A 1,989-nucleotide genomic window follows, 5' to 3' on the forward strand; every position below is an offset into this window, starting at 1 on the left:
CATTGATCCGTATTGATACACAGGCAGGACATGGTGCAGGTAAACCCACATCTAAATTGATTGATGAAGCAACGGATATCTGGGCGTTTACAATGTATAACCTCGGTATGCATAAATAGATAAAGCAGAAAGCAGAAAGGAGAAAGCAAAAAGCTATTGTAGCGAATGACTGTGAAGGATAGATATTCGCTACAATAGCTTTTTGCTTTTTGCTTTCCGCCTTCTGCTTTTTTCCTTATCTTTAAAAACAGCGCAAATTATATGAAGGTACTTATAACTGGTAGTAACGGATTATTGGGACAACATCTGATCCCGCTTTTTCTGCAGGATGGAAAATATGATGTAATAGCCACAGGCAGAGGCCCCAATCGTTTTCCCCTGCGGGATAATTACACCTACGAGGCGGTAAATCTCCGTGATGCCGGCAGCGTAAAGCAGCTGGTAGAGAAGCATCATCCGGATATCATTATCCATGGTGGTGCCATGTCGCAGGTAGATGATTGTGAAAAAAATAAAGATGCCTGCTGGGATACCAACGTAGGCGCTACACGTTATCTCGTGCATGCAGCAGAAAGTGTCAACGCCTTCTTCCTTTTCCTGTCCACCGATTTCGTATTCGATGGTTTACAAGGTCCTTACAGTGAAGAAGCGACCGTTAATCCTATCAATTATTATGGTACCAGCAAAGTGGCCGCTGAACGTTTGGTGTTTAACAGCAAACTGCAGTGGGCCATTGTGCGTACGGTGCTGGTATATGGTGTAGTAGCCGATCCGCATCGTAACAATATGATTACCTGGGTGAAAAATAATTTACAGCAGGGTAAAAAAGTAAAAGTGGTGGATGATCAGTGGCGTACACCTACGCTGAGTCATGATCTGGCGAAAGGTTGTTTACTGATTGCAGATAAAAAAGCGACCGGTTTCTTTAATATCTCCGGTAATGAAATACTCACTCCTTACGATATGGCTATTAAAACAGCCGAGTTCTTCAACCTGGACACCTCGCTGGTAGAAAAGATCAGTGCCAAAACATTGGCGCAACCAGCTGCCCGTCCTGCTAAAACAGGATTGCTGATAGATAAGGCGGCGAAAGAGCTGGGTTACCAGCCCCGCACGTTTGCGGAGGGGCTGGAGATTGTGGCGGGGGAAATTAAAGTCTGACGACTAGAATTCCAGGTATACTTTATTTCCAAATACAGTTCTGATACTATCCAGTTGCAGTGTTGTATCTGCAGGTACTACATGCAGTTCTATGGCAGTTCTGAATAAACTATCTCTTTTATAGATCACCAGTGTTCGGCCCCAGTGGGCTTGTTTCTTCTGGTCCTTTACAGCGGCGCTGCTATCTTTATAGGTTTTGGTAACTGCAAAATAGGTGTGTACGGCATTAGCAGCTGCTACAGAATCAGCGATGGCTACCTGCTGCAGTGAATCTATAGCGGCCTGCTTCGCAATGGAATCCACATTTACCGGAGGGGCTGTTTCAGATACTGCGGCAGATACGCCGGAGAGATACCACCAGGCGGCCAATCCGATTACAATACCCGCTATCGGAATACCGGCCCACCACCATTTGAACCCACTTTCCTGGGTAACGGCTTCCAGCGTTTCTTCCATTTCTTCCGTCATAATAGGCTCCAGTGCCTGTTTTTGTTCCGTTTCCGGTTGAGGCGCCGCTGGTGCAAATGCCACTGGTTTAGGATCTGCACGCTCAATGGGCGTAAGATCTAAGGTAGCCTTTTCAATGGGTAGCTCTTCCGCATGAAAATGGATATTACCGGCAAAGTCGCCCTGCAACTGTCCAATACCCGGCAATACTAGCGGGATGCCTGATTTCAGCCCATTTTTCAGTTCTTCCAGGTATTTTTCGAGCTTACGTTGTGCTACTGCCGGCACCAGATTTTCCTTGAGCGCAATCCATTCCACGCAGGAACCATCATCTTGCCACTGCTGGGTAAACATGATCTGTTCGCGCGGAGCTGTTAACGT

The 1,989-nt window shown here is 46.4% G+C and carries 2 protein-coding genes; one reads left to right on the top strand and one right to left on the bottom strand.

Annotated features, from left to right (window positions below):
- The first annotated feature begins 261 nt into the window (after positions 1–261).
- On the top strand, positions 262–1,161 hold the full coding sequence (locus VIP81_RS05050) for an SDR family oxidoreductase (protein WP_331957383.1): 900 nt from the start codon (positions 262–264) through the stop codon (positions 1,159–1,161).
- A 3-nt stretch (positions 1,162–1,164) separates the two neighbouring features.
- Here the strand turns inward: VIP81_RS05050 and VIP81_RS05055 are convergent.
- A partial coding sequence (locus VIP81_RS05055) for a hypothetical protein (protein ID WP_331957384.1) occupies positions 1,165–1,989 on the bottom strand: 825 nt, incomplete at its 5' end.

Origin of the sequence: Chitinophaga sp. (assembly GCF_036566945.1) — a bacterium.
Taxonomy (GTDB): domain Bacteria; phylum Bacteroidota; class Bacteroidia; order Chitinophagales; family Chitinophagaceae; genus Chitinophaga.

Bases quoted from the DNA above. Each gene is read 5' to 3' on its own strand.
- VIP81_RS05050 (WP_331957383.1), top strand. From the start codon at position 262: ATGAAGGTACTTATAACTGGTAGTAACGGATTATTGGGACAACATCTG.